The 20,141-nt window shown below is 69.6% G+C and carries 24 protein-coding genes; 6 read left to right on the top strand and 18 right to left on the bottom strand.

What is annotated here, in order from left to right; translation table 11 throughout:
- Positions 1–32: 32 nt before the first annotated feature.
- Both ACIQ7Q_RS00385 and ACIQ7Q_RS00380 read right to left on the bottom strand, forming a co-directional pair.
- Positions 33–1,739, bottom strand: a complete 1,707-nt coding sequence (locus tag ACIQ7Q_RS00385; RefSeq protein ID WP_403854648.1) for a serine/threonine-protein kinase — start codon at positions 1,737–1,739, stop codon at positions 33–35.
- 69 nt (positions 1,740–1,808) lie between these two features.
- Entirely contained in the window at positions 1,809–2,684 is an 876-nt protein-coding gene (locus ACIQ7Q_RS00380; RefSeq protein ID WP_403854645.1) for a menaquinone biosynthetic enzyme MqnA/MqnD family protein, read from the bottom strand.
- A gap of 292 nt (positions 2,685–2,976) precedes the next feature.
- Between ACIQ7Q_RS00380 and ACIQ7Q_RS00375 the strand changes: the two genes are divergently transcribed.
- Complete coding sequence (locus ACIQ7Q_RS00375; RefSeq protein ID WP_003967102.1) at positions 2,977–3,180, top strand: cold-shock protein; 204 nt, start codon at positions 2,977–2,979, stop codon at positions 3,178–3,180.
- Here ACIQ7Q_RS00375 and ACIQ7Q_RS00370 read toward each other — a convergent pair whose 3' ends face one another.
- The 7 genes from ACIQ7Q_RS00370 to ACIQ7Q_RS00340 all read right to left on the bottom strand — a co-directional run bounded on the left by ACIQ7Q_RS00370 (position 3,181) and on the right by ACIQ7Q_RS00340 (position 8,790).
- Entirely contained in the window at positions 3,181–3,465 is a 285-nt protein-coding gene (locus ACIQ7Q_RS00370) for a hypothetical protein (protein WP_403856452.1), read from the bottom strand.
- Positions 3,466–3,488: 23 nt separating this feature from the next.
- A complete protein-coding gene (locus ACIQ7Q_RS00365; protein WP_403854642.1) occupies positions 3,489–4,166 on the bottom strand; it encodes a TetR/AcrR family transcriptional regulator in 678 nt (225 codons plus the stop codon).
- Positions 4,167–4,462: 296 nt separating this feature from the next.
- A complete protein-coding gene (locus ACIQ7Q_RS00360) occupies positions 4,463–5,839 on the bottom strand; it encodes a dicarboxylate/amino acid:cation symporter (RefSeq protein WP_403854639.1) in 1,377 nt (458 codons plus the stop codon).
- 323 nt (positions 5,840–6,162) lie between these two features.
- Positions 6,163–6,459 carry a DUF4229 domain-containing protein gene (locus ACIQ7Q_RS00355; RefSeq protein WP_403854636.1) on the bottom strand — a complete coding sequence of 99 codons (297 nt, stop codon included), beginning with the start codon at positions 6,457–6,459 and terminating at the stop codon, positions 6,163–6,165.
- Positions 6,460–6,521: 62 nt separating this feature from the next.
- Positions 6,522–7,046, bottom strand: a complete 525-nt coding sequence (locus ACIQ7Q_RS00350) for a GNAT family N-acetyltransferase (protein WP_403854633.1) — start codon at positions 7,044–7,046, stop codon at positions 6,522–6,524.
- Between the two features lie 75 nt (positions 7,047–7,121).
- Positions 7,122–8,285 (bottom strand): aminofutalosine synthase MqnE, encoded by a 1,164-nt coding sequence (gene mqnE, locus ACIQ7Q_RS00345; RefSeq protein ID WP_403854630.1) that lies wholly within the window; start codon positions 8,283–8,285, stop codon positions 7,122–7,124.
- 49 nt (positions 8,286–8,334) lie between these two features.
- The gene (locus tag ACIQ7Q_RS00340; protein WP_356638607.1) at positions 8,335–8,790 is read right to left on the bottom strand and encodes an Lrp/AsnC family transcriptional regulator; all 456 of its coding nucleotides are present in this window, start codon (positions 8,788–8,790) and stop codon (positions 8,335–8,337) included.
- Positions 8,791–8,932: 142 nt separating this feature from the next.
- Here ACIQ7Q_RS00340 and ACIQ7Q_RS00335 point away from each other — a divergent pair, with 142 nt between their 5' ends.
- Positions 8,933–9,067 (top strand): hypothetical protein, encoded by a 135-nt coding sequence (locus ACIQ7Q_RS00335; RefSeq protein ID WP_403856450.1) that lies wholly within the window; start codon positions 8,933–8,935, stop codon positions 9,065–9,067.
- Here the strand turns inward: ACIQ7Q_RS00335 and ACIQ7Q_RS00330 are convergent.
- Positions 9,064–9,726 (bottom strand): UbiX family flavin prenyltransferase, encoded by a 663-nt coding sequence (locus ACIQ7Q_RS00330; RefSeq protein WP_403856371.1) that lies wholly within the window; start codon positions 9,724–9,726, stop codon positions 9,064–9,066. The two genes, ACIQ7Q_RS00335 and ACIQ7Q_RS00330, sit on opposite strands and share 4 nt — an antisense overlap.
- Before the next feature lie 108 nt (positions 9,727–9,834).
- Between ACIQ7Q_RS00330 and ACIQ7Q_RS00325 the strand changes: the two genes are divergently transcribed.
- On the top strand, positions 9,835–10,455 hold the full coding sequence (locus ACIQ7Q_RS00325; protein WP_403854626.1) for a rhomboid family intramembrane serine protease: 621 nt from the start codon (positions 9,835–9,837) through the stop codon (positions 10,453–10,455).
- On the opposite strand, the gene mqnP is transcribed toward ACIQ7Q_RS00325, so the two are convergent.
- Genes mqnP through ACIQ7Q_RS00310 form a run of 3 tightly spaced genes read right to left on the bottom strand, consistent with a single transcriptional unit; the run spans position 10,452 to position 13,290 of the window.
- Positions 10,452–11,375: a menaquinone biosynthesis prenyltransferase MqnP gene (mqnP, locus tag ACIQ7Q_RS00320; RefSeq protein ID WP_403854623.1), complete on the bottom strand. Its 924-nt coding sequence runs from the start codon at positions 11,373–11,375 to the stop codon at positions 10,452–10,454. The two genes, ACIQ7Q_RS00325 and mqnP, sit on opposite strands and share 4 nt — an antisense overlap.
- Positions 11,372–11,842 (bottom strand): hypothetical protein, encoded by a 471-nt coding sequence (locus tag ACIQ7Q_RS00315; protein WP_403854620.1) that lies wholly within the window; start codon positions 11,840–11,842, stop codon positions 11,372–11,374. Before ACIQ7Q_RS00315 ends, mqnP begins: the two co-directional genes overlap by 4 nt.
- The gene (locus ACIQ7Q_RS00310) at positions 11,839–13,290 is read right to left on the bottom strand and encodes a menaquinone biosynthesis decarboxylase (RefSeq protein ID WP_403854617.1); all 1,452 of its coding nucleotides are present in this window, start codon (positions 13,288–13,290) and stop codon (positions 11,839–11,841) included. Before ACIQ7Q_RS00310 ends, ACIQ7Q_RS00315 begins: the two co-directional genes overlap by 4 nt.
- Before the next feature lie 88 nt (positions 13,291–13,378).
- Here ACIQ7Q_RS00310 and ACIQ7Q_RS00305 point away from each other — a divergent pair, with 88 nt between their 5' ends.
- On the top strand, positions 13,379–13,714 hold the full coding sequence (locus ACIQ7Q_RS00305; protein WP_403854614.1) for a PLD nuclease N-terminal domain-containing protein: 336 nt from the start codon (positions 13,379–13,381) through the stop codon (positions 13,712–13,714).
- A gap of 1 nt (position 13,715) precedes the next feature.
- A complete protein-coding gene (locus ACIQ7Q_RS00300; RefSeq protein ID WP_403854611.1) occupies positions 13,716–14,609 on the top strand; it encodes a LysR family transcriptional regulator in 894 nt (297 codons plus the stop codon).
- On the opposite strand, the gene ACIQ7Q_RS00295 is transcribed toward ACIQ7Q_RS00300, so the two are convergent.
- Positions 14,566–15,513, bottom strand: coding sequence for a DMT family transporter (locus ACIQ7Q_RS00295; protein WP_403854608.1), 948 nt, complete (start codon positions 15,511–15,513; stop codon positions 14,566–14,568). The genes ACIQ7Q_RS00300 and ACIQ7Q_RS00295 overlap by 44 nt on opposite strands.
- Before the next feature lie 108 nt (positions 15,514–15,621).
- Here ACIQ7Q_RS00295 and ACIQ7Q_RS00290 point away from each other — a divergent pair, with 108 nt between their 5' ends.
- Entirely contained in the window at positions 15,622–16,071 is a 450-nt protein-coding gene (locus ACIQ7Q_RS00290) for a nucleoside deaminase (RefSeq protein WP_403854605.1), read from the top strand.
- Positions 16,072–16,086: 15 nt separating this feature from the next.
- Here ACIQ7Q_RS00290 and ACIQ7Q_RS00285 read toward each other — a convergent pair whose 3' ends face one another.
- From ACIQ7Q_RS00285 to ACIQ7Q_RS00270, 4 genes are read right to left on the bottom strand one after another with little or no spacing between them, the layout of a single operon-like run.
- Positions 16,087–16,602, bottom strand: a complete 516-nt coding sequence (locus ACIQ7Q_RS00285; RefSeq protein ID WP_403854602.1) for an SRPBCC domain-containing protein — start codon at positions 16,600–16,602, stop codon at positions 16,087–16,089.
- Positions 16,603–16,639: 37 nt separating this feature from the next.
- On the bottom strand, positions 16,640–17,728 hold the full coding sequence (ccsB, locus tag ACIQ7Q_RS00280) for a c-type cytochrome biogenesis protein CcsB (protein ID WP_403854599.1): 1,089 nt from the start codon (positions 17,726–17,728) through the stop codon (positions 16,640–16,642).
- Positions 17,725–19,398 carry a cytochrome c biogenesis protein ResB gene (locus tag ACIQ7Q_RS00275; protein WP_403854596.1) on the bottom strand — a complete coding sequence of 558 codons (1,674 nt, stop codon included), beginning with the start codon at positions 19,396–19,398 and terminating at the stop codon, positions 17,725–17,727. The genes ccsB and ACIQ7Q_RS00275 overlap by 4 nt, the downstream gene beginning before the upstream one ends.
- A gap of 4 nt (positions 19,399–19,402) precedes the next feature.
- Entirely contained in the window at positions 19,403–20,140 is a 738-nt protein-coding gene (locus tag ACIQ7Q_RS00270; protein WP_403854593.1) for a cytochrome c biogenesis CcdA family protein, read from the bottom strand.
- Between the last annotated feature and the right edge of the window lies 1 nt (position 20,141).

The raw sequence follows: 20,141 nt of genomic DNA, 5'->3' as shown, positions 1-20,141 counted from the left end.
CCGCGCCCTGGCCCCCCGGCCGTGCCGGTCCGTCAGTCGGTCTTCTTCGTCAGCTTCGCCGTCGGGTTGCCCGCCGCGTCCTCGTGCGACTCGTAGAGCAGCGATCCGTCCTCGGTGAGCGTGAAGACCAGCTCGGCCTCGCCCGAGGTGCACTTGCCCTGCGAACCCGGCCGTTCGGGGTCGGTGCGTTCGTCGACGCGCAGTTTCCGTGCCGTGCTGCCTGCGGCGAGCCTGCCGACACCGTGGCATTCGACGGACACGCTCAGCACGGAGATCGAGGTGGTTGTGCGGACGACGTCCTCGCCCGTCCTTCCCTTGGTGAACGCGACCGTCAGCGTGCCGTGCGGCAGCCCGGTCCGTTCGACCGCCGGGCCCGACCAGGTGCCGATGAACGCCGCGGGCACCTCGCCCACCTGCCCGGACGGTGACGCGCTCGGCGACTTCGGCGCCGTCGCGGCGGGAGGCTGCTCGCCCATGCCACCTTCGTCGGAGTCGGAGTCGGAGCCGCCGCCGCGCCACGTGTCGGTCAGGAAACCGCCGCCGACGGTGACGGCGGCGAGCGCGCCCGCCACGGTCAGCGCCACGGTGCAGCTGATCCGCCGACCGGGCCTGCCGCCGCCCGCGGAGAGCGAGATGCCGTTCCCCGACGTCTGCGGCGTGCCGGTCGGCTCACCCTTCGGGGGCGCCCACTGGGCCGGTGCCTCTCCGGTCGTGCCCGGTTCGACCGGCGGTCCGAAGACGCCGACGGCCGGGCTGCTGAACGCGACAGGACCGGACGCACCCGGATCGTCACCCGCGGCCCCGGCAACGCCGGAACCGGGCCCGGCGGCAGGGGGCTCGGGGTCGGGCGGCGAGGACTCCAGATGCAGCAGTTCCACGGCGGCGCGGCTGATCTGCTCCACCAGGGGCCCCGGCAGCCAGCCGGCCCCCGGTGCCGTACCGGCGGCCAGCCGCTCCGCGAACTCGCCGGGGTCCGGCCGCCCGGCCGGGTCCTTGGCCAGGCAGCCGGCCACCAGGTCCCGCAGTTCGCCGTCCAGTGCGCCGAGTTCGGGCTCCTCGTGCACCACCTTGTACAGCAACGCTGCCGAGGAGTCGCCGGGGAACGGGGCCGTGCCGGTCGCCGCGAACGCGAGGACCGCGCCCAGCGAGAAGATGTCGGCCGCGCCGGTGACGCCCTTGCCGAGGATCTGTTCGGGCGACATGTAGCCGGGCGATCCGACGGACACCCCGGTGGACGTGAGCGACGCCGTGCCGTCGGTGGCACGGGCGATGCCGAAGTCGATGAGCCGCGGGCCCTCCAGCGTCAGGAGCACGTTGGACGGCTTCACGTCCCGGTGTACGAGCCCCAGCGCGTGGACCGCGGTGAGCGCCCGCGCGAGCCCGGAGCCGAGCACCCGTACGGCGTGCGGGGGCAACGGCCCGTGCTCCGCGACCGCCTGGGAGAGAGCGGGTCCTGCGACGTAGCCGGTCGCCACCCACGGCACCGGAGCGTCGGGGCCGGCGTCCAGGACCGGCGCGGTCCACTCCCCGCCGACCCGTCGTGCCGCGTCCACCTCGCGGCGGAAGCGGGCTCTGAACTCGTCGTCGAGCGCGAAGTGCGGGTGGACGATCTTGACCGCGACCGTCCGTCCGCCGGCGCTGCGGCCCAGATAGACGCGCCCCATCCCGCCCGACCCGAGCCTGCCCAGCAGCCGGTACGCGCCGATGCTGCGTGGCTCGCCCGGATCCAGCGGCTGCATCTGCACTCCCCCGTTCGGCCTTCTGCGCCAGTCCGTCCCTCAGACTAGGGGCTGACGAGCGGGGGCCGGTCAGGCGCCGAGGAGTTCGACCTTCACATCCGCGGGGAAGCCGGTCGTCGGTCCGGTCCTGCGGGCGAACTCCCGCACGCCGGCGAGCTGGTCGGGCCCGAAGCGGAAGTCGAGCGTCGTGAAGTACCGCTCCAGGAGCTCCGCGTCGAAGGCCTCCCAGCGGGCCGCCTGCTCCGCGACCTTGCCGACCTCCTCCAGGGACACGTCCCGCGAGGCGAGGAAGGCCTCGTGCACCTTGCGCACCACGACGGGCTCGCGGGTCAGGTAGTCCTTGCGCGCCGCCCAGACGGCGAAGACGAACGGCAGCCCTGTCCACTCCTTCCACATCCGGCCGAGGTCGTGGACCTGCAGCCCGAGGCGGGGAGCGTCGTGGAGCGACGCCCGCAGCGCGGCATCACCGATGAGGACGGCCGCTTCGGCCTCCTGCATCATGACTCCGAGATCGGGCGGGCACGTGTAGTAGTCGGGGGCGACCTTGTACTGCTCTGCCAGCAGCAGCTGGGCGAGGCGCACCGAGGTGCGGGAGGTCGAGCCGAGCGCCACCCGGGCACGGTCGAGCTGGTCCAGCGGCAGCTTCGACACGATCACGCAGGACATCACCGGGCCGTCGCAGCCGACGGCCAGGTCGGGGAAGGCGACGAGATCGTCGGCATTGCGCAGGAATTCCACGAGTGTGACGGGCGCGATGTCGAGCTCGCCCCGCACCAGCCGCTCGCTGAGCTTTTCCGGCGTGTCCTTTGTCAGGTCGAGATCGAGGAGAGTGCCGGTCCTGGCAAGGCCCCAGTAAAGGGGGAGACAGTTGAGGAACTGGATGTGACCGACGCGCGGCCGGCTGCGACGGAGGTCGGTTGCTGTGCTTTCTCCAAGGCTGTCCACATCGTGAGGCTAGACCTGCCCGCCGGGCCCACCCCCGCCGGGGGACGGAAATCCTCGGAGCCCCCCGCCCGAGCTGGGCTTCGTCAGCCGAACGGGTGCCGTCAAACGTGCGGGTGACGTGATCTTTCCCTCTACCGCTGCGCAGACGCTGCGTGCTAGGCTCGTCGCAAGTTGCAGTTTGGTTTCCCTTGCAGTACAGAGCCTGCGGAGCATGTAACCCGCAGGCTTTTGTAGTTTTCAGACTTCTTGCAGGTTCTGGAGCAGGGCAACCCTTTGGCCCATGGGAGGGCTTATGGCTACCGGAACCGTCAAGTGGTTCAACGCTGAAAAGGGCTTCGGCTTCATCGCCCAGGACGGCGGCGGCCCGGATGTCTTCGTCCACTACTCCGCGATCAACGCGTCCGGGTTCCGCTCCCTCGAGGAGAACCAGGTCGTGAACTTCGACGTCACCCAGGGCCCGAAGGGCCCGCAGGCGGAGAACGTCACCCCGGCCTAGTCAGCCGAGGGTCGGCGATCGCGCACGACTCAGCAGTACCCAAGGAGCCCCGCCCCGTACGGTTTCGTACGGGGCGGGGCTCCTGCCTTTTTCCGGCTCGACGATCCGCTCGGGGGCAAGCCCCTCGTTGTCCTGGTCGCGCCGGCCGGCGCAGAGGGACTCGATCTCCGCCTCGAAGTCACGGGCGATGGCCGAGCGCTTGTGCTTCAGCGACGGCGTCAGATGGCCGCTCTCCTCCGTGAAGTCCGACGTCAGCCCCGTGAAGCGGCGGATCGACTCGGGCAAAGAGGCCGGCAGCGGGGCCGTCGTCAGCGAGGGGACCAGCGATCCCCGCCCATGAGACCGCCGAGGCCGGTCCACGCGAAGTTCATCAGCAGGCCCGCGGCCTCCTTCGCCGACATGCCACCCGAGTCGTTCGACCACCCGGCGAGCGACTCGGCGGCACCCACGAGGGCCTGCGCGAGCCCTTCGATGTCACGGTCGGCCAGCTGGCCGTTGCGGTGCGAACCCGCCGTCCCCGGCGCGGGCGGCACCCCCTTGCGGGCCGCCGCGCCGATCAGGACGGTCACGAACGCCGCGATCTCCTCCCGCATCTTCGAGACCTCCGCCGCGAACGGCTCACCGTGCGTACGCGCCTGGCGGTGCAGCACGGACCAGCCGTCCGGGTTCTCCTGCGTGTGCCGGAAGAACGCCTCCAGCCCCGCCCACATCTGCTGATCCGCCGTCAGCCGCGGCTGGATCGCTGCCTGCACGGCCTCGGTGAGCCGCTGCGCCTCACGCCTGATGCACGCGGTGAACAGCTCCTCCTTGGAGTTCAGATACAGGTACACCAAGGGCTTGGAGACGCCGGCGAGCTCCGCGATCTCGTCCATCGAGGCCGCGCGGTAGCCGCGCTGCCCGAAGGTCTGCACGGCGGCGTCCATCATCTGCTGCTCACGCACGGCGCGCGGCATGCGTTTGGCCCTCACGCCCTTCACAGCACTCATGTCAATGTTCCTCCCGCCCCACGCCCTTACTCAGCAGTAAGCGTACGACTCTGGCAGATGACTGCGTCATGGCGGCGTTCATGGCCCGCATTAAGGTGCAGTCCGCGGGGCGGGGTCAACCGGGCACGACGGGTCTCGGCCGGATCGGGACGAGGCCGCGCATACCCGGCTGCGGGCAGGCGTCCCGCCGGCCTCGGTGAAGCCCGTGCACTCCGTACGAAGGCCGTGGGCCCCTCCAGTCGAACGGGAGAGGCCCACGGCCTTGCGCACCGGCCGCCGCTGTCGCGGCGGCCCGATTACGCGGAGACGGGCACCGCGACCTTCGGCTCCGCGCCCGCGGGCGCGGACTCGGCGGCCGGGTCGGCGTCGGAGCTGTCGAGCGGCGACGACGTGGCGGCGTTGTACGCGTCGCGGTCGAGGATCTGCTCGCGTGCCGCGACGATGACCGGAACCAGCGCCTGGCCCGCGACGTTCGTGGCAGTGCGGATCATGTCCAGGATCGGGTCGATCGCCATCAGCAGACCCACGCCCTCCAGCGGGAGGCCCAGCGTGGAGAGGGTCAGCGTCAGCATGACGGTCGCGCCGGTCAGGCCGGCCGTCGCGGCAGAGCCCACGACCGAGACGAACGCGATGAGCAAGTAGTCCTGGATGCCGAGCTGGACGTCGAAGATCTGCGCGATGAAGATCGCGGCGAGTGCCGGGTAGATCGCGGCGCAGCCGTCCATCTTGGTGGTCGCGCCGAACGGGACGGCGAACGAGGTGTAGTCCTTCGGCACGCCGAGGCGCTCGGTGACCTTCTGGGTGACCGGCATGGTGCCGACCGAGGAGCGGGAGACGAACGCCAGCTGGATGGCGGGCCAGGCGCCCCTGAAGAACTGGATCGGGTTGACCTTGGCGACGGTCGCCAGCAGCAGCGGGTAGACGCCGAAGAGCACCAGGGCGCAGCCGATGTAGACGTCGGCGGTGAACGTGGCGTACTTGCCGATCAGTTCCCAGCCGTAGTCGGCGATGGCGAAGCCGATGAGGCCGACGGTGCCGATGGGCGCGAGGCGGATGACCCACCACAGGGCCTTCTGGAGCAGTTCGAGCACCGCCTCGCTGAGGGCGAGGATCGGCTTGGCGCGGTCACCGAGCTTGAGGGCGGCGACACCGGCGACGGCGGCCATGAAGACGATCTGGAGCACTTCCAGTTCGGTGAACGGCGTGATGATGTCCGTCGGGACGATGCCGGTGAGGAAGTCGATCCAGGTTCCGGAGCTCTCCGGCTCCTTGCCGTCCTGGGGCGTCAGTCCCGTGCCCGCGCCGGGGTTGGTGAGCAGGCCGAGCGCCAGGCCGATCGCGACCGCGATCAGCGAGGTGATCATGAACCAGAGCAGTGTGCGCGTGGCCAGCCGGGCGGCGTTGTTGACCTTCCGCAGATTGGTGATCGACACCAGGATCGCGAAGAAGACGAGCGGCGCGACGGCCAGCTTCAGCAGCTGGACGAAGATCGAGCCGACCTGGTCCAGAGTGTCCTTCAGCCAGCCGATGTCCTGGCTGCGGGCGAGCCAGCCGAGCAGGACTCCGAGGACCAGACCGGCGACGATCTGGGCCCAGAAGGGAACCTTGGGTATTCGAAAGCCGGAGCCGGGCTGCTGGCCGGCGGCAGGGGCGGACGCGGTGTTCGCGGACACGGACGCACTCCAGTGATGGCGTGTGGGGAAGAACAGGGGACGGGGGTGCGGCGCCCGGGCGCGCGAAGGCGCGGTGCCGCAGTGTGATGCCGGGTTGCGCGGAGGACTACCGGCAACAGACCGCGGACATACAGCGGCACAGATCGACATGCAGGCGCGCCACGAGCGGAATGCTCGCGGCGTCGGAGGGGCGCACTGCTGTCGTCACGCAGACACGTTAACACTTCAACTTATGGAACCTCAAAGCTCCCCTTTGGGCTCCTGATTTCCCCTGTCCGGACTCGGTCCGGAGCGGCGCTGCCGAGCGACGCTGCCGAGCGGCGCTACCGGGTGGCGCCGTCCTCCTGGGTGCGGTTGGCGTCCAGGCGGGCCTTGACCCGGTCCACCTTGGGCGCGATCTGCTCGGACATCGCGTCGCGCTGCTTGCGCAGCAGGACGAAGCTGAGCGGCGCGGACAGCACGAGGGCGAGCAGGACGACCCACACGAAGTTGGAGTCACCGAGGCCCTTGGGCAGGATGCCGACCTGCACGAGCCCGAGGACGGCGACGAAGCAGCCGACGAAGATCGTCAGTCGCAGTGCGGTGTACCGGATCACGGCACTCGTCCTTGCAGCGGACACGGCGGGCCTTCTTCCTTCATGCGGCTAGGTGCCCGTCCAGTGAAGCATGCCGCCCAAACCGGTCAGCCGAGGGGCAGCAGCATGATGATGTCGTCGCGGTCGTCGCCCTCCGCGACCCTGATCGCGCCGGGCACCCGTCCGACTTCCTTGTATCCGCAGGCGGCGTAGAAGCGGTCGGCGCCCGTGCCGCCGCGGCAGGTGAGCCGTATCGCCTCGATGCCGTCGAGGCCGCGGGCTGCTTCGGCCGCGGCGGCCATCAGGTCGCGTCCGTAGCCCTTGCCCTGGTGCCTGGGGTGGACCATCACCGTGTAGAGCCAGACCCAGTGCGTCATCAGCCGGTGGGTGTTGTGCGCGAGGAACGCGGTGGCCGCGATCTCTCCGTGCTCGTCCCGGCCGACGAGCAGCCGCATCCGGCCCTCCGCGATGGCCGTGAGGTGCTTGCGCCACTCCGGCCGGATCTCCTCCGCGGTCACGGGCGGGACGAAGCCGACCGCCCCGCCCGCGTTGCTGACGTCCGCCCAGAGGCCGATGACGCCGTCGCGCAGGTCGTTGCCACCGGGCGGGTCGAGTTCGAAGGTGAGGGTCATCAAGGCAGGGTAGAAAACGAAAACCCCGGCTCGGGCCGGGGTTTCGCAATTCGAGACGGGGCGGAGCCCGGCACCTCAGAGGCGCATGGGCTGCGGCGACTCGCGGCGGTCGGCGTCGGGGCCCGGGTACTCGCGGATGATCTCGTAGCGGGTGTTGCGCTCGACGGGGCGGAAGCCGGCGTCGCGGATCAGGTCGAGCAGATCGTCACGGGTCAGCTTGTTCGGCGTGCCGTAGTTGTCCGCGTCGTGCGTGATCTTGTACTCGACGACCGAGCCGTCCATGTCGTCCGCGCCGTGCTGGAGGGCGAGCTGGGCGGTCTGCACGCCGTGCATCACCCAGAAGACCTTGACGTGCGGGACGTTGTCGAAGAGCAGCCGCGAGACGGCGAACGTCTTGAGCGCCTCCGCGCCGGTCGCCATCGTGGTGCGGGCCTGGAGCCTGTTGCGGACCTTGCCGTCCTGCATGTCCACGAAGTCGTGCTGGTAGCGCAGCGGGATGAAGACCTGGAAGCCGCCGGTCTCGTCCTGCAGTTCACGCAGCCGCAGCACGTGGTCGACGCGGTGCCTCGGCTCCTCGATGTGCCCGTACAGCATCGTGGACGGGGTCTTGAGGCCCTTCTCGTGCGCGAGGCGGTGGATGCGCGACCAGTCCTCCCAGTGGGTGCGGTGGTCGACGATGTGCTGCCGAACCTCCCAGTCGAAGATCTCGGCGCCGCCGCCGGTCAGCGACTCCAGGCCTGCCTCGATCAGCTCGTCGAGGATGTCGGACGCCGACATCCCGGAGATCGTCTCGAAGTGGTGGATCTCCGTGGCGGTGAAGGCCTTCAGCGAGACGTCGGGCAACGCCTTCTTGAGCTCCGAGAGGGAGCGCGGGTAGTAGCGCCAGGGGAGGTTGGGGTGGAGCCCGTTGACGATGTGAAGCTCGGTGAGGTTCTCGCCCTCCATCGCCTTGGCGAGGCGGACGGCCTCCTCGATGCGCATGGTGTACGCGTCCTTCTCGCCCGGCTTGCGCTGGAACGAGCAGTAGGCGCACGACGCGGTGCACACGTTCGTCATGTTGAGGTGACGGTTGACGTTGAAGTGGACGACGTCGCCGTTCTTGCGGGTGCGCACCTCGTGCGCGAGGCCGCCGAGCCATGCCAGGTCGTCCGACTCGTAGAGGGCGATGCCGTCCTCACGGGTCAGCCGCTCACCGGCCCGGACCTTCTGCTCGAGCTCCCGCTTGAGTCCTGCGTCCACTGGGGCCGCCTCCCATACGTCTACCAATCGGGCTCCGCCAACGGTATCCCTAGGCTTCTTCCGGCAGGTCGCCGACCCGGTTCTCCCACTTCGTGGAGAGCACGATGGTGGTACGGGTACGGGACACACCGCGCGTCCCCGACAGCCTGCGGATCGTCTTCTCCAGGCCGTCCACGTCGCTCGCACGCACCTTGAGCATGTAGGAGTCGTCGCCCGCGATGAACCAGCAGTCCTCGATCTCCGCCAGGTCCTTGAGCCTGCGCGCCACGTCCTCGTGGTCGGCGGCGTCGGACAGGGAGATGCCGATCAGAGCGGTGACGCCGAGCCCGAGGGAGGCGGCGTCGACGGTGGCGCGGTAGCCGGTGATGACTCCGGCCGCCTCGAGACGGTTGATGCGGTCCGTCACGGAGGGGCCGGAGAGCCCCACGAGCCGGCCGAGCTCGGCATACGAAGCCCTGCCGTTCTCGCGCAGGGCCTGGATGAGCTGCCTATCCACGGCGTCCATAGACTCAAGCCTTCCATTATTCAGCGATACCGCGAGTTTACGTGTAGAATCTAAGGCATGCAGGGAGGACACCCTGCGATTTACTCAAACGATCACAGCTGATCCCACAGGATCACGATCCATACAGGAGTTGACACTCACCGTGTACACGATCGAGATGGCCTACGCCCACATGCGACAGCTGCAGGAGCTGGCCAACCGCTCGCGTGCCCACCAGCCTTCTGCCGCCCGCAAGGTCGACCGGACCCGCGCGCCGCGCACCGGCAAGAAGCGCTAATCGCCTCCGGAGCCACCACCCAGCTCCCCCTCCCAACGGCGGTACAGCCGATGCGGCACCCCTGCCGCATCGAGCACCCGCCCCGCGACGAAGTCCACCAGATCCTGGATGTGCGTCGCCCCCGCGTAGAACGCCGGAGAGGCGGGCAGCACCACGGCGCCCGCCTCGTCCAGCGTCACCAGGTGCTTCAGCGTCTGCCCGTTCAGCGGCGTCTCCCGTACGGCGACCACCAGAGCGCGCCGCTCCTTGAGCGTCACGCTCGCCGCACGCTGCAGCAGATCCTTCGAGAGCCCGAGCGCCACCCCCGCCACACAGGCGGTGGACGCCGGCACGATCAGCATCCCTTTGACCGGGTACGACCCCGACGACGGCCCGGCGGCGAGATCGCCGGCCGCCCAGTGCCGCACGTCCGTCACGTCGACGTCGAAGTTGTCCGGCTTCCCGTCGGCTCCCCGGGACAGCCACTGCCGCAGATCGTCCTGCCAGTGCGCGTCCCTGAAGGCGATGCCGGTCTCGTCGAGCAGTGTCAGCCGCGAGGCCCTGCTGACCACCAGGTCCACGCTCTCGCCGGCGGCCAACAGCCCGCGCAGCACGGCGGCCGCGTACGGCGTACCGGAAGCGCCGGACACCCCCACCACCCAGGGCCGACGACTGTTCACTTGCTTCTGCTCCACACCGTTGAGCCTATCCGGCGGCGTTGACGCGGAACTGGGTAAGGTGCCTCGGACGTTTCCGGGGGGAGGCGCACAGACACCCAGGGGGCCGCGATGGCGAAGACGGCCGGCGCAGAGTGGACAACATCCGAGCGGGCGAGAGCCGCGGCCAAGATCGCCGTGTGCTGGGTCGCCCTGCTGTGGGCTCTCGAAGCGGGCGACGTGGCGACGGGCCATGCCCTCGACGCCTACGGCATCGTGGCACGGGAGCCGGCCGAGCTCGCCGACGTCGTCCCGTCGGCCTTCATGCACTTCGGCTTCGCCCATGTCGCGGCCAACAGCGTCCCGCTGCTGATCTTCGGTTTCCTCGCCGCGCTGGGCGGCATCCGCAGGTTCCTCGCCGTGTCACTGATGATCATCCTGGTGGACGGCCTCGGTGTCTGGCTGGTCTCCCCGTCGGACGTCAACACGGCGGGCGCCTCCGGCCTGGTCTTCGGCCTCTTCGGCTATCTCGTCGTGCGCGGCTTCGTCGACCGCAGCCTGCTGGACGTGGGCGTGGGCCTTCTCATCGGCGCGGTCTGGGGCAGCTCGATCCTGGTCGGCATATCCCCGGCCAACACCGGCGTGAGCTGGCAGGGCCACCTCTTCGGGCTGCTGGCGGGCATCGCGGCCGCCTTCGTCTTCCGCCGCCGCACCCCTGCCGGCTCGGGGCCGAGCCGGCAGGCCCTCGGCTAGACGGTCAGGCCCCGCACGACGAGGTCGGCCAGCGCACAGACGAAGAGCGAGATCCCGATGAAGCCGTTCGTCGTGAAGAACGCCCTGTTCAGTCGGGACAGATCGTGCGGGCGCACGATCGTGTGCTCGTAGAGGAACGCCGCCGCCACGATCACGAGCCCGATCCAGAACAGCACCCCCGCGTCCGTCGCCAGCGCGTACCAGACCAGCAGACCGGTCGTCACGACGTGCGACGCCCGGGCCCCGTGGAGCGCCGCCGGGATGCCGAAGCGGGCCGGGACCGACATGACGCCGTGGGCGCGGTCGGCCTGGACGTCCTGGCACGCGAAGATCAGGTCGAAGCCGCCGATCCACACGCCGACCGCCAGCCCAAGGATCACCGCGTCCCACGACCACGCCCCGGTGACCGCGATCCACGCGCCGACCGGACCCATGGCCTGGGCGAGGCCGAGGATGGCATGCGGGAAGTCGGTGAACCGCTTCCCGTACGGATAGACCACCATCGGCACGACCGCGACCGGCGCAAGCGCCAGACACAGCGGATTGAGCAGCGCCGCCGCGCCGAGGAAGACGACGAGTGCGACGAGCGCGCCCGTCCACGCGGAGCGCACGGACACCGCGCCGGTGACCAGCTCCCGCCCCGCGGTGCGCGGATTGCGGGCGTCGATCTCGCGGTCGATGATCCGATTGCAGGCCATCGCGAAGGTCCGCAGCCCCACCATCGCGACGGTGACGAGCAGCAGCTCGACCCAGTGGACGGTCCTGTCCAGCTGGAACATCGCGGTGAGCGCGGCGATGTAGGCAAAGGGCAGCGCGAAGACCGAGTGCTCGATCATCACCAGCCGCAGGAAGGCCTTCACCTTCCCCGTCGGCTGCGGGGCGGGGTCCGAACCCACGACCTCGTCGGCGGTCGTCATCATGCGAGGCTCCCGAGGAACGCGTCGAGGTCGGCCAGCAGCCCGGCGACGGGCAGCGGCCCCGTCTCCACGGTCGACAGGGACCCGTCGTCCTCGGGCGCGGTGACGTGCGCCGTGAAGGCGTACGCGTCCGCGCCGGCGGGGCGGGCGTCCAGCCGCAGCACGGAGCCGCCGTCGACCGTGAACGGCCCGGACGCGGCGGCGAGCTCCACGCGCAGCCGCTCCGCGAAGCCGGCGGGCTCCACGTCGCGCACACCGGGCAGCTCAAAACCGTCGCCTTCGCCGTCGTGCTCGAAGAGGACCGTCCAGGTGTCGCCGGGGCCCGCGAACTCCTCGGGCGCGACGCCCGCCTGCTCGGCGGCCAGCCGGACATCCGGGTCGGCAGGGTCGAGCCGGGGGCGCACGAGGGCGACGTAGTCGGTGTCGGTGCCGATGAAGAGGGCCGGGCCGCCCACGGCGATGGGGCTCACAGTCCGTACTCCTTCCAGCGGCGGTCGACCAGCGCCGCCGTGTCCGGGTCCGACTCGACCATGTCCGGCCAGCCGCCGTCCCGGGTGTACCCCTCCTCGGGGAGTTTCCGCGTTGCGTCGATGCCCGCCTTGCCGCCCCAGAACTGCTGGTAGGAGGCGTGGTCGAGATGGTCGACCGGTCCTTCGACGACGGTGAGGTCCCGCGCGTAGTCGGTGTTGCCCAGTGCGCGCCAGGAGACCTCGTGCAGGTCGTGGACGTCGCAGTCGGCGTCGACGACCACGATCAGCTTGGTCAGCGACATCATGTGCGCGCCCCAGATGGCGTGCATCACCTTCTGCGCGTGCTTCGGGTACTTCTTGTCGATCGAGACGATCGCGCAGTTGTGGAAGCCGCCCGACTCGGGCAGGTGGTAGTCCACGATGTCCGGGACGATGATCTTGAGCAGCGGGAGGAAGAACCTCTCCGTCGCCCGCCCCAGCGGACCGTCCTCGGTCGGCGGCCGGCCCACCACGATCGACTGCAGCAGCGGCCGCTTGCGCATCGTGACGCAGTCGATGGTCAGCGCCGGGAACGGCTCCTGCGGCGTGTAGAAGCCGGTGTGATCGCCGAAGGGGCCCTCCGGCAGCATCTCCCCCGGCTCCAGCCAGCCCTCCAGCACGACCTCCGCGTTCGCGGGGACCTGGAGCGGGACGGTCTTGCACTCGACCATCTCGATCCGCTTGCCGGCGACGAACCCCGCGAAGAGATACTCGTCGATGTCGCCGGGCAGCGGCGCCGTCGAGGCGTACGTCACGGCCGGCGGGCAGCCGAAGGCGATCGCGACCGGCAGCCGCTCACCGCGTCCGGCGGCCACCTGGTAGTGGTTGCGGCTGTCCTTGTGAATCTGCCAGTGCATGCCGATGGTGCGCTTGTCGTGGCGCTGCAGCCGGTAAAGGCCGAGGTTGCGCACGCCCGACTCGGGGTCCTTGGTGTGTGTGAGCCCCAGGTTGAAGAACGAGCCGCCGTCCTCGGGCCAGGTGAACAGGGCGGGCAGGGCGTCCAGGTCGACGTCGTCGCCGGTGAGGACGACCTCCTGCACCGGCGCGTCCTTCACCTTCTTCGGCGGCACGTGAACCATCGTGCCGAGCTTGCCGAACGCCTCGCGGACACCGACGAAGCCGTGCGGCAGCTCCGGCTTGAGCAGCCCGCCGATCTTGTCGCTGATCTCAGCGTAGGACTTGAGGCCCAGCGACTTGAGCAGCCTGCGGTCGGTGCCGAAGACGTTCATCGCGAGCGGCATCGCGGAACCGCGTACGTTCTCGAAGAGCAGCGCCGGACCGCCGGCCTTGTTCACCCGGTCGACGATCTCCCCGACCTCGAGATACGGGTCGACTTCGGCCTTGATGCGCTTGAGGTCGCCCTCGCGCTCCAGCGCCCGGAGCAGGGAGCGAAGATCGTCGTAAGCCATGCGGTCCAGTATCCGGTACGCACTACGCTGGAGCTGTCACGGGGGCCCGCTCAGCGCGGCCCCGAGTTCTTCCCGCAGGGGGTCGGCCATGCTTCGGGTGCTGATGTTTCTGGTGCCGCTGGCGCTCAGCGTGTACGCCTTCATCGACTGCCTCTCCACGGACGAGCAGCACATCAAGTACATCCCCAAGCCGCTCTGGGCGATCCTCGTGCTGCTCTTCCCGCTGGTGGGCTCGATCTCGTGGCTGATCGCGGGCAAGGACCGGACGGCATCCACTTCGCCCGCCGGCCGCGGCTGGGTGGCGCCCGACGACAACCCCGACTTCCTCAAGTCGCTGCGTGACGAGAAACGGGACAAGGAGCAGGGCACGGGGCCGGACAGCGACCCCGTGGACGGCGACGACCCCGACAGGCCGAAGTCCTGACGTGGAGATCCGGCTCCTGGTCACTTTCGAGAAAGTCGCGTCGGTCCTCAGCTTCACACAGGCGGCGGCCGAGTTGACGTACGCGCAGTCCAGCGTCACCAGCCAGATCCGTTCGCTGGAGAGCTCGCTGGGAACCGAGCTGTTCGACCGGCTCGGCAACCGAATCCGGCTGACGGAGGCAGGCGAGCGGCTGCTGCCGTACGCCCGCCGGATCATGGAGCTCTCCGACGAGGCGCGCACCGCGGTCGCCGGAGCCGAGGAACCGGCAGGGACGATCAACATCGGCACCATGGAATCGCTCACCTCCTACCGGCTGCCGGAGCTGCTCGAGCTGTTCCACCACCGCTATCCGAAGGTGAAGCTGTCGCTGCGTCCCACGCTCGGCGACGAGACCCGGCAGGCTCTGCGCCAGGGCGTCTTCGACATCGGCTTTCTGATGGAGCGGGAGACCCGGCACGCGGGCCTGGAGAGTGAGGTGCTCGCCGTGGAGCCGCTGGTGCTGGTGGCCGCGCCCGGTCATCCGCTGGCCGGGGCGAGTGAGCTGGCGACCGCCGATCTGGAGGACACCCGGCTGGTGGGCACGGAACCGGGCTGCCCGTACCGCGACCTGTTCGAGGGTGAACTGCGCGCCCGGACCGGGACGCCCCCGCCGTTCATGGAGTTCGGGACGATCGAGGCGACCAAGCGCGGCGTCGCCGGCGGACTCGGGGTCGCGCTGCTGCCCCGGATGACGGTCCGTGAGGAGCTCGTGTCCGGGGCGCTCGTCGCACTGTCGTGGGAGCCGCCGTTCCGGCTGCGCACGCAAGTGGCGTGGCGGGAGGGGAAGCGGCTGCCGCGGCATGTGCGGTTGTTCATCGACGAGACGGTGCGGCTGGTACGGGAGCAGGAGTCGTAGCGGAGCCTCGGACCACCGGGCGCGGCTGCTGCTTCGTCCGGTTGATCCGCAGCGAGGCGAGCACGATCAGCGGGACGCCCAGCGCCTGGACGACACCGATGTGGTGTCCGTACACGGCCCAGTCGGCGACCATCGCGACGGCCGGATAGACGAAGGCCAGCACGGCGATCTTCGCGGTGGCGAGCTTCTGGTACGCCGAGTACATCAGCACGTACATCAGGCAGGTGTGGATCAGTCCGAGCCCGGCCAGCCACGCCCAGCCCGCGCCGAGGCCGCTCGCCGCGGCGAAGTCCGCGAAGGGCAGCAGCAGCGGGATGCCGACCAGTACCTGGACCAGCGCGACCAGATGCGGCTTCACCCCGGTGATCCGCTTGGTGATCACGGTCGAGATCGCGTAGAACAACGCGGCCAGCAGCGCGAAGCCGAGGCCCGTGAGCGGGCCGGGGTCCGAGGGGCTCACACCGGAGACGAGGACAAGACCGGCGAAGGCGACGCCGAGCCAGCCGAAGGTCGCCGCCGTCAGCCGTTCCCCGAACAGCAGCGCTCCCAGCAGCACCACGTAGAACGGCTGGGTGTGGTAGACGACGGTCGCCAGCGAGATGGACGACTCCTCGTACGCCTCGAACAGGAACACCCAGTTGAAGACGATGAACACGCCACCGAGCGCGGCGAGCGCCAGCTTCCTCGCCGTGAAGTTGTGGTCGGTGAAGAATCCGCGCACCAGGCAGTAGGCGCCGAGGGCGAGCGCGCCGAACAGGCAGCGGAAGAAGACGACGTTGAACGGGGAGGCTCCCGACTCGACGACGAAGATGCCGAGGGTGCCGGAGAGAACCATGGCGACGGTGAGTTCGACGGTGCCACGCCTGGTGGAGTCCGTAGTGGCCTGCGCGGTCTGAGATGTCATGTCTGTGAAGCTACGAGCGGGAGGCGGGGGCGGTCCACGAGCCAGTGGGGCGTCCTGCCGATGGGCCCATCGGCGGATCCGATGGGCGCCGCAGCGGAGAGGGAACACATGACGCACGGCGAGTACGACGCGTGGCTGGAGACGGCCGCGGCACAGGCGCGTGCCGGCCTCGCGGAGGGCGGCATCCCCGTGGGAGCCGCGCTGTACGGCGCGGACGGCACGCTGCTGGGCCGGGGCCGCAACCGCCGCGTCCAGGACGGCGATCCGTCGGTGCACGCGGAGACGGCCGCCTTCCGGGCGGCCGGACGGCAGCGCTCCTACCGGGGCACGACGATGGTGACGACGCTCTCCCCGTGCTGGTACTGCAGTGGCCTGGTGCGGCAGTTCGGCATCTCGCGGGTGGTGATCGGCGAGGCGGAGACCTTCCACGGCGGCCACGACTGGCTGGCCGAGCACGGTGTCGAGATCGTGCTGCTGAACGACGCCGCGTGCACGGCGATGATGCGCGACTTCGTCGCGGCCAGGCCCGGCCTGTGGCACGAGGACATCGGCGCCTGAGCGGAGCTGTCTCGGCTACGCCGCGGCGTAGGCGTCCCGCAGCTGCTGCCAGCGCGTCGGGGTCCAGATCTCCCAGTCGGTCATGGGCCGCCCCTCCAGGGCGTCCACGAGCAGCTCGAAGTGGTTGTGCCAGCCGGCCAGGCAGTCCAGGAGCACCTCGTCGTCGCACCGGAGTTCGTTGGTGAAGCGGAGCACGGTGCCGTTGTCGCCGTGCGGCTCGAGGTGGAAGCGGATCCGCCCGTGGACGGAGACCGTGTACTCGGCGACGCGCTCCGCGTCCCATGCGGTGACATGGCCTTCGGCGACCGTGTGGCGGCCCTCGGCGTCCGCGTTGAGCCAGCGCAGCGTGACCGCGCCGCCGACTCTCGGTTCGAGAACGTCGGCGGCGCAGAGCCAGGTCGGCAGGCCCTCGGGCGTGGCGACGGCGGCCCACAGCCGGATCACCGGATGCGGCAGATACAGCTCGAACCGCAACAGGTGAGTGCCGTCGTCCCGGGATTCGACGGTGCCCTTGGGGATCACGTCATGCATGCATCCAGCGTCACCCTTCGGTGGCGCGGGCGCTACCTCACTCGACGCCCGCGTACGAGTGCAGGCTGTTCACGAAGATGTTCACGCCGTAGTAGTTGAACAGCCAGCAGGCGAAGGCGATCAGCGCCAGGTAGGCCGCCTTGCGGCCCTTCCAGCCCGCGGTCGCGCGGGCGTGCAGGTACGCCGCGTAGGCGACCCAGGTGATGAACGACCAGACCTCCTTGGCGTCCCAGCCCCAGTAGCGGCCCCACGCGTCGCCGGCCCAGATCGCCCCCGCGATGATCGTGAACGTCCACAGCGGGAACACGGCCGCGTTGACGCGGTACGCGAACTTGTCGAGCGAGGCGGAGGCGGGCAGCCGTTCCAGGACCGAGGTGGCGAACCGGCCGGGCTTGCCGCCGTTGGCCAGCTTGTTCTCGTAGGAGTCACGGAACAGGTAGAGCACGGTGCCGACGGCACCGAGGTAGAAGACCGCGCCGCAGAAGATGGCGGTGGAGACGTGGATCCACAGCCAGTACGAGTCCAGCGCGGGGACGAGCTGGTCGCTCTCGGTGTAGAGCCAGGTCACCGCGATACCGAGGTCGAGCAGCACGGTGGTGACCAGCGGCAGACCGGCCCAGCGGACGTTCTTCTTCGCGATCAGGAGCGCCAGGTACACACCCACGACGACGGTCGAGAAGGTCGTGGAGAACTCGTACATGTTGCCCCACGGCGCGCGCTGCACCGACAGGGCTCGGGTGGTGACTCCGGCCGCCTCCAGCAGGAAGGCGAGCGCCGTCAGCGAGACCGCGATCCGGCCGTACAGGTCACCCTGCTCGGTGCCGCCGTGCGCGCCGGGGCCGTCAGGGACGTCACGGGCGCCGTTCGCGGCGCGGGTGACGACCTTCGGCCGCTCCAGGACGGCGGTGCCGCCCGCCTGCTTGACCTGGATCTTCGGGCCCTCGGCCGCGGCGTCCTGCGCGGGGGCGGTCAGAGCGGCGGCCGTACGGGCCACCTTGCTGCGGCTGCCGAGCGTCCACTCGGCGATGTGCGCGAAGAAGGCCAGCGTGTAGACGGCCATCGACGAATAGATCAGGTAGTTGCTGATCTCCGCCAGGTTCGCGTTGGTTGCGGCGGCGAGAGTCACTCCTTGGCCCCTTCGGCAGGAACTTCTACGGGTTCAGACGCGGTCGGCGCCTGTGTGTGGAGGGTCAGGGCGAGTCCGGCCAGCTCCTCGGGGAGCTTCGCCGACTCGGCTCGGCCGAGACCGGCCATCTCGACGACGGTCACGCCGTCCTCACCGCGCACCGCCCGCACCCAGACGCGCCGGCGCTGAATGAACAGCGAGCCGACCAGACCGGTGATGGCCGCGATCGCGCCGGCCAGCGCCCAGCCGTTGCCGGGCTGCTGCGAGATCTGGAAGCTCGCCCACTCCCTGACGTCCTTCTCGAAGGTGATGGAGCCTGCGCCGTCGGGCAGCTTCATGGTCTCGCCGGGCCGCAGACGCTGCTTCAGGATCTCGCCGTCGGGGCCCTTGAACTGCGTCATCTTGCTCGTGTCGAGCTGGTACACGTTCTGCGGCAGACCGGCGTCGACGCCAAGGCTGCCGTGGTAGCCCGTGAGCGCGAGCACCGGGTACTCGAGCCCCGGGAACTGGGAGAACATGTCGCCGTGGCCCGCGCCCGCGAACGTCGGGACGAAGAAGGCCTGGAAGCCGAGCTGGCTCTTCTTGCCGGTCTTGTCCCGGTAGCCGTCCATCACCTTGATCGCACCGGTCGAGGTGACGTTGGAGTCGATCGGCAGCAGCGGCACCGGCTCGCTGCTGACCACATCGCCCTTGCCGTCGCGGACGGTGACGACGGGGGCGTAGCCGTGCGACAGCAGGTAGACCTTGGTGCCGTCGATCTCGAGCGGCTTGTTGACCTCGATGACCGACTCGCGCTCCGGTCCGTCGCCCTTCGACCAGGTCACGGCCGCCTCGTAGGTGCGGGGGGTGCCGCGCTGCGGGCCGCTCTTCGCGTATGTGCCGGTGAAACCGTCCAGGTTGAAGCTGAACGGCGCGAGCTCGTCGACGCTGAACAGCGACCCGGACTTGAAGTCGTCGTACTGGGTGAGCGTGTTGGAGAAGCCGTCGCCTTCGACGATCAGCTTGCCGCCCTCGGACTTGAACAGCGTGCCGGCGGCGAACGCCACCAGCATCACGATCAGCGACACATGGAAGATCAGATTGCCCGCCTCACGCAGGTAGCCCTTCTCCGCGGCGACCGCGTCGCCTGCCGCGTGGGCGCGGAAACGGCGCTTCTTCAGCATCGCGAGGGCTGCCTCACGCACCTGCTCGGGCTCGCTCTCCGTGCGCCAGGTGGTGTAGGCGGGAAGGCGGGTGAGCCGCTTCGGCGCGGCCGGCGGCCGGCTGCGCAGCTGGCCGACGAACTGCCAGCTGCGCGGCACGATGCAGCCGATGAGCGAGACGAACAGCAGGATGTAGATCGCGGAGAACCACACCGAGCTGTAGACGTCGAAGAACTGCAGCTTCTCGTAGACCGGTGTCAGGACGTCGTGCTTCTCCTTGAACGCCTGCACCTTGAGCTCGTCCACGCTGTTCTGCGGGATCAGCGAGCCCGGGATGGCGCCCAGCGACAGCAGGAACAGCAGGATCAGCGCGACCCGCATCGAGGTGAGCTGCCGCCAGAACCAGCGCAGCCACCCGAAGACCGACAGCGTCGGGCCCCCGATCGCCTGGTCCGCCGGGTTCTCCGTGGGGGCGGTGGACAGCTGCGCCCCGGCCTCGCCGAGGTCGCGCTCTTCGGTCTTGCTCATGAACTCAGATCCCCACCGTGAAGCCGTCGGACCATCCCTGCATCTCCTGCACCAGGGTGTCCCATGCACCTGTGAGCAGCAGCAGACCGGTCGCGATCATCATGATTCCGCCGATCCGCATCACCCACGTGTAATGCCGTTTGATCCAGCCGAAGGCTCCGAGTGCCTTGCGGAAGGCGACCGCGGCGACGATGAACGGCAGGCCGAGCCCCAGGCAGTACGCGACCATCAGTATGGCCCCGCGGCCCGCGCTCGCCTGGTCCAGGGCGAGCATGTTGACCGAGGTGAGAGTCGGGCCGAAGCAGGGCGTCCAGCCCACGCCGAACAGCGCGCCCAGCAGCGGGGCGCCGACCAGTCCCGTCGTCGGCCGCTTGTGGAAGCGGAACTCGCGCTGGGTGAGCCAGGGCATCAGGCCCATGAAGAAGATCCCGAGCAGGATCATCAGCACGCCGAGGATCTTGGAGAGGATCTCCCGGTGGCCCACCAGGGTGGTGCCGAAGTAGCCGAAGAGAGCGCCGCCGGAGACGAAGACGACGGTGAAGCCGAGGACGAAGAGGGAGGCGCCGGTGACCATCCGGCCGCGCCGGGCCTCTGCCAGGTCGGTGCCGCTGATGCCGGTCACATAGGAGAGGTAGCCGGGGACCAGCGGCAGGACACACGGCGAGAAGAAGGAGACGAGTCCGCCGAGCACGGCGATGGGCAGCGCGAGCAGCAGCGCGCCCCCGAGCACCGTGTCGTTCATT

Origin of the sequence: Streptomyces sp. NPDC096176 (genome assembly GCF_044763255.1) — a bacterium.
Lineage (GTDB): Bacteria > Actinomycetota > Actinomycetes > Streptomycetales > Streptomycetaceae > Streptomyces.
Note: the sequence above shows the minus strand (reverse complement) of the source record. Positions and strands in the feature narration are given on the sequence as shown.